The sequence below is a fragment of the Phenylobacterium sp. genome (assembly GCF_030645195.1).
Lineage (GTDB): Bacteria > Pseudomonadota > Alphaproteobacteria > Caulobacterales > Caulobacteraceae > Phenylobacterium.
Map to the genome: position 1 here is coordinate 1 of NZ_JAUSLW010000009.1, position 5685 is coordinate 5685.

The 5685-nt window shown below is 69.5% G+C and carries 5 protein-coding genes; 3 read left to right on the top strand and 2 right to left on the bottom strand.

What is annotated here, in order from left to right:
• Positions 1–477: 477 nt before the first annotated feature.
• Entirely contained in the window at positions 478–1500 is a 1023-nt protein-coding gene (locus tag Q7T09_RS00685) for an NAD(P)-dependent alcohol dehydrogenase (protein WP_304697041.1), read from the top strand.
• Here the strand turns inward: Q7T09_RS00685 and Q7T09_RS00690 are convergent.
• Positions 1497–2093: a TetR/AcrR family transcriptional regulator gene (locus Q7T09_RS00690; RefSeq protein ID WP_304697042.1), complete on the bottom strand. Its 597-nt coding sequence runs from the start codon at positions 2091–2093 to the stop codon at positions 1497–1499. The two genes, Q7T09_RS00685 and Q7T09_RS00690, sit on opposite strands and share 4 nt — an antisense overlap.
• Before the next feature lie 147 nt (positions 2094–2240).
• Here Q7T09_RS00690 and Q7T09_RS00695 point away from each other — a divergent pair, with 147 nt between their 5' ends.
• Positions 2241–3032 (top strand): enoyl-CoA hydratase, encoded by a 792-nt coding sequence (locus Q7T09_RS00695; RefSeq protein WP_304697043.1) that lies wholly within the window; start codon positions 2241–2243, stop codon positions 3030–3032.
• 56 nt (positions 3033–3088) lie between these two features.
• The gene (locus Q7T09_RS00700; RefSeq protein WP_304697044.1) at positions 3089–4552 is read left to right on the top strand and encodes an NAD(P)/FAD-dependent oxidoreductase; all 1464 of its coding nucleotides are present in this window, start codon (positions 3089–3091) and stop codon (positions 4550–4552) included.
• A gap of 31 nt (positions 4553–4583) precedes the next feature.
• On the opposite strand, the gene Q7T09_RS00705 is transcribed toward Q7T09_RS00700, so the two are convergent.
• The coding region (locus Q7T09_RS00705) for an ATP-binding protein (protein ID WP_304697045.1) at positions 4584–5685 on the bottom strand (1102 nt) is incomplete at its 5' end.

The following is a 5685-nucleotide window of genomic DNA, read 5'->3' on the forward strand; positions in this document are numbered from 1 at the left end:
AAGAAGCCGCCGCGCCGCCTAGCGTAGCGGTAGGCCTTGGAGAGCGACTTGACGGTGATGACGGCGGACATGGCGGGCTTCGATTTCTGAGAGGGTCGAGGGGTCTGGCGAGAGGCAGGCAAGCGGCGTCGGAGCCCAATAATTGAGCTCATTGCCGCACGGCATCTGGCCAAACAGTCGGTTCATCGTCTCAGATCGAAAACCCGCGAACAGGTTCGTGGAACGGCGTCATGTCTAGACGGCGATTCCCGATTTCACAACCGGGACGCAACGAAAGCTGCGCCCTGTGTGGCTTTCGCGCACGCTCATGCCCTCACCGGCCGGCCCAGGGCGCGCAGGACGGCGGCGTCGACGGCATTCTCAGGCTGCGGACGGCGCGGTCGGCGAGGCTGTACGCGGCGCCAGATCGCAAAGCGGGTTACATCTCCGCGCCGCCCTCCATGCCACAATGCGTCCTACAGCACCGAGAACCTGCCCATGCGCGCCTACCGCTTCGACCAGCTCACCCGCCTCGACGACCTGACGCTGCACGACGAGCCGACGCCGCAGCCGCAGCGCGGCGAGGTGCTGATCAAGATCGACTCGGTCTCGCTGAACTATCGCGACCTGTCCCTGGTGCTGGGAAACTATGTCGGCCCGTCGAAGGCTGGCGTGATCCCGTGCAGCGACGCGGCGGGCGAGATCGTGGGCGTCGGCGATGGCGTCACCGCCTTCAAGACCGGCGACCGGGTGATCAGCGCCTTCCACCCGCGATGGTTCGGCGGCCGGCCGCCGGTGACCGCCGGGCGAGAGACCTATGGCAACGGGACCGACGGCTGGCTGGCCGAATACAAGGTGGTGTCGCAGGAGGCGGTCGTGCGGCTGCCCGACGCGCTCAGCTTCGAGGAAGGCGCCACCCTGCCCTGCGCGGCGGTCACCGCCTGGACCGCGCTGTCGGGCCACGTTCCGATCCGCGCCGGACAGACGGTGCTGACCCTGGGGACCGGCGGCGTCTCGATCTTCGCCCTGCAGCTGGCCAAGGCGGCCGGCGCCAAGGTGATCGCCACCACGTCCAGCGCCGCCAAGGGCGAGCGGTTGAGGGCGCTCGGCGCCGACCAGGTGGTCAACTATGCGGAGATCGCCGACTGGGGCCGGCATGTGAAGAAGGACCTGACCGGCGGCCTGGGCGTCGACTGCGTGGTCGAGGTCGGCGGTCCCGCCACGGTCACCCAGTCCCTGCACGCGGTGCGCTGGGGCGGCGAGGTGGTGCTGATCGGCTTCCTGACCCAGGACAATCCGGGGATCGACTATTTCCACCTGAAGGGCAGCGGGGCCGTCGTCCGCGCCATCGGGGTCGGCGACCGCGCGGCCCTGGAGGATCTGGTCCGCACCGTCAGCCAGACGGGGATCAAGCCGGTGATCGACAAGGTCTTCGGCTTCGACGAGGCCCGCCAAGCCTTCGAGCACCTCCAGGCCGCCCGCCACGTCGGTAAGATCGTCATCAAGGTCGCCGGGAGCTAGCGGCGGCGGAAAAGCGCCTCCAGGCCCTGGATCACGTCCTCCATCAGCCCGCCCTCGGTGTCGGTGGGGTCGGCCAGCATCATGGAGGCCGCGCCGTGGCCGCAGGCCCAGACGGCGAGCGCCACCTTGTGGATCATATCGGCGTCGCGGTCCTGCTGGGTAGGCGCCTGGGCGATGGCGGTCTCCAGCACGGCGAAGGCGCGGTCGCGGGCCGCGGCCACATCCGGGTCGGCCAGGACCGTGGGGTCGAACATCAGGCCATAGAGCGCCGGCTGGGCGCGGGCGAAACCGAAATAGGCGAGCGCCGTGGCGCGGATCGGGGCGTCGCCGGCCGTGGCCGCCGCCCCGCGCAGGGCGGTCTCGAACTCGCCGAAACCCTCGGCGGCCAGGCCCGCCAGCAGGGCCTGCTTGGAGGCGTAGTGGTGATAGCCCGAGCCCGGCGCGATGCCGGCGCGGGCGGCCAGGGTGCGCAGGTTCAGCTTGCCGAGCCCGCCCTCCTCCAGCAGGGCGCGGGCCTCGTCCAGCAGCAGGGCCCGCAGGTTCCCCACATGGTAGCCGCGTCGACGCGCGATCCCGACGGGCGGCCAGGGCATCAGCGGCCCTCCCCACACGGCAAGAGTTCGATCGCGGAACGGCGAGGCATCTGGTGCTCCAATGGATAGGTGATCATTGTTCAGCGGATTGCCCCCGGTTGTCGAGACCGGGATGCGCGGCGAGGCTCGGATACGGGAGGAACGGCGATGAGCGGCGAGGTTCGCATCGAGATCGAGGCGCGGCCCGGCGGCGCCTGCGTGGCCCATGTCACCGTGGACAACGCCAATAAGCTGAACACCCTGGGCAGCGCCTTGATGAAGGAATTCGCCGCCCGCATCGGGGCGCTCGCCAAGGACGAGAGCCTGCGGGCCGTGGTGCTGACCGGGGCCGGGGACCGGGCCTTCATCGGCGGGGCCGACATCGACGAGATGGCCGGCCTGGACGCCACGACGGCGCGGGCCTTCATCACCCGCGTCCATCGCTGCTGCGCGGCCCTGCGCGACCTGCCGGTCCCGGTGATCGGCAGGATCAACGGCTACGCCCTGGGCGCGGGGATGGAGGTGGCCGCGGCCTGCGACCTGCGGGTCGCCGCCGACGGCGCGGTGTTCGGCATGCCGGAGGTCAAGCTGGGCATCCCGTCGGTCGTGGAGGCCGCCCTGCTCCCGTCCCTGGTGGGCTGGGGCCGCACCCGCCAGATGCTGCTGCTGGGAGAGACCTTCAGCGCCGCCGACGCCCAGGCCTGGGGCCTTGTGGAGGCGGTGGTCCCGGCCGCGGGCCTGGACGCCCAGGTCGAGGCCTGGGTCGAGAGCCTGCTGGCCGCCGAGCCCGGCGCGGTGCGCCTGCAGAAGGCCCTGATCCGTCGCTGGGAGGACCTACCGATGAGGGACGCCATCGCCGCCGGAATCGACGCCTTCGAGGCCGCCTGGACCACCGACGCGCCGGCCAGCGCCATGGCCGACTTCCAGGCCGCGCGGGCAGCGCGGCGAACTAATCGTTGATCACCTAGGGACGCGCCGCTAGCCTTTACCTAACGACAGGTCGGGAAACGTAACACATGGGCGCGGACTTCAAGGTCGCCATCCTGGGCGCGGGCTTCGCAGGCCTCTGCATGGGGCTGAAGCTGCAGGCCAGGGGCGAGACGTCCTTCGTGATCCTTGAAAAGGCCGACCGGGTGGGCGGCACCTGGAGGGAGAACACCTATCCCGGCAGCGGCTGCGACATTCCCAGCCACCTCTATTCCTATTCCTTCGAACCCAATCCCGACTGGCCGGAGATCTTCTCGGCCCAGCCCGACATCCTGGCCTACATCGAGGACGTGGTGGAAAAGCACAGCCTTTCCAGCCACCTGCGCTTCAATTCCGAAGTGGTCTCGGCCGCCTGGGACGACGGGGCGGCGCTGTGGCGGATCGGCATGGCCGACGGGTCGAGCCTGACCTGCGAGACCTTCGTCACCGCCTGGGGCCAGCTCAACCGCCCCAAACTGCCCCCGATCCCCGGCCGCGACGATTTCGCAGGGCCGGCCTTCCATTCGGCCCTGTGGGACGCCTCGGTCGATCTGGCCGGCAAGCGGGTGGCGGTGATTGGCAACGGCGCCAGCGCCGTCCAATTCGTGCCGGAGGTGGCCAAGCTGGCGGGCTCCCTGACCCTCTTCCAGCGCTCCCCCAACTGGATCGTGCCGCGCATGAACCGGCCCTATACGGCGCAGGAGAAGGCCCGATTCCGCGCCCAGCCGGCGGTGATGGCCAAGGTCCGTGGGGAGATCTTCGAGATGGCCGAGGCGCGGCTGGCGGCCCGCCGCGCCGGGACCCTGCCGGTCGAGGAGGTCCCCATCCCGCTGGCGCACCTGCACGCCCAGGTCACCGATCCGCAGCTGCGGTCCAAGCTGACCCCGGACTACGAGATCGGCTGCAAGCGCGTCCTGATCTCCAATGATTTCTACCCGGCCCTCACCCGCCCGAATGTCGAGCTTGTGACCGAGGCCATCAGCGCCATGACCCCGCGCGGCGTGGTGGACGCCACGGGCCGCGAGCACGCGGTCGACGTGGTGATCTACGCCACCGGCTTCGAAACCAGCTCCTTCGCCGGCGAGACCGGAATCACCGGGGTCGGCGGCCTGCGGCTCAGCGATGTCTGGATCGACGGGCCGGAGGCCCATCTGGGACTCTCCGTCACCGGTTTCCCCAATCTTTTCATGCTCTACGGGCCGAACACCAACCTGGGCCACAACTCCATCATCTTCATGATCGAGGCCCAGGCCGACTATGTGCTGCAAGCCCTGGACGCCATCGCCGCGACCGGCCCCCTGTCGGTGAAACAGGAGGTCGCCGACGCCTACAACGCCGACCTCCAGAAGGCCCTGGCCGCCACCCCCTGGGCCGGCGCCTGCACCAGCTGGTACAAGACCGCCGACGGCCGCATCCTCAACAACTGGCCCCACACCGCGCGCGCCTACGCCGAGGCGGTCGCCCGCTTCGAGGTCCAGGACTACGAGCTGGTGCGGGCGGTCGAGCCGGCCTGACCGGCCTCCCCACGCAGGTGGGGGAAGCTGATCAGGCGGCGACCGAGGCCTCGTCTACGACGGCGGACGCGGCCTCCAGCACGGCCTGCAGGGCGGCGAACAGCCGTCCCGCCTCGATGGGCTTGGCCACGAAGCCATCCATGCCGGCCTCGACATATTCCGCCACCTGGTGGGCCATGGCGTTGGCGGTCAGCGCGATGATCGGCGTGCGCGCGCGGCCCTCGGCGGCCTCGCGAGTCCGGATCACCCCCGTGGCGGTGGGGCCGTCCATCTCCGGCATCTGGACGTCCATCAGGATCACGTCCCAGGTCTCCCGCGCCCAGGCCTCGACGGCCAGCGCGCCGTTGTCGACGACGGTGGGATGGATGCCGATCTGGTGCAGCAGGGTCTTGAGCACCAGCTGGTTGACAGTGTTGTCCTCGGCGGCCAGCACCCGCAGGGTCCCCACCTCGATCTCCCCGGCCCGCGGCTCGTCGGCGGTGGGAAGCGGGAGGGCGAGTTCGACGTCGCTCTTGGCCAGCGGCAGGGAGACGACGAAGGTGGTCCCCTGCCCCGGCGCGCTCTGGGCCTCGATCGCCCCGCCCATCAGCTGGGCCAACTCGCGGCAGATGGCCAGACCCAGGCCCGTGCCGCCATAGCGGCGGGTGGTGGAGGCGTCGGCCTGCTCGAACTTCTGGAACAGGCTGGCCAGGCGCTCGGCCGGAATGCCGATGCCGGTGTCGGCCACCATGATCTGCATGTATCCCACCACGGGGTCGGCGCGCAGGCTAATGGTAGCGGTGCCGCCGGAAGCGAACTTGATGGCGTTGCCCGCCAGGTTGAGCAAAATTTGCCGCAGCTTGGCCGGGTCGGCAGATAACCTGGGCAAGGCCGGCGGCAGGGGGGCAATTTCGAAGCGGAGGTTTTTGGTCTGGGCCTGAATTTGCGTGAGCGCGTGTACTTCCTTCAACACGGATGCTGCGTCCACCGGCTCAAGGCGCACATCCATTTTGCCCGATTCGATCTTGGCGATGTCCAGCACGTCGTTGATGATGGTCAGCAGGTTTTCGGAGGCGGTGTAGGCCAGCTTCACAAACTCCATTTGCTCTTCCGGGGTGTCGCACAGTCCCGAAACCACGGCGTTGAGCGACCCC

Bases quoted from the DNA above. Each gene is read 5' to 3' on its own strand.
- Q7T09_RS00685 (WP_304697041.1), top strand. From the start codon at position 478: ATGCGCGCCTACCGCTTCGACCAGCTCACCCGCCTCGACGACCTGACG.
- Q7T09_RS00690 (WP_304697042.1), bottom strand. From the start codon at position 2,093: ATGCCCTGGCCGCCCGTCGGGATCGCGCGTCGACGCGGCTACCATGTG.
- Q7T09_RS00695 (WP_304697043.1), top strand. From the start codon at position 2,241: ATGAGCGGCGAGGTTCGCATCGAGATCGAGGCGCGGCCCGGCGGCGCC.
- Q7T09_RS00700 (WP_304697044.1), top strand. From the start codon at position 3,089: ATGGGCGCGGACTTCAAGGTCGCCATCCTGGGCGCGGGCTTCGCAGGC.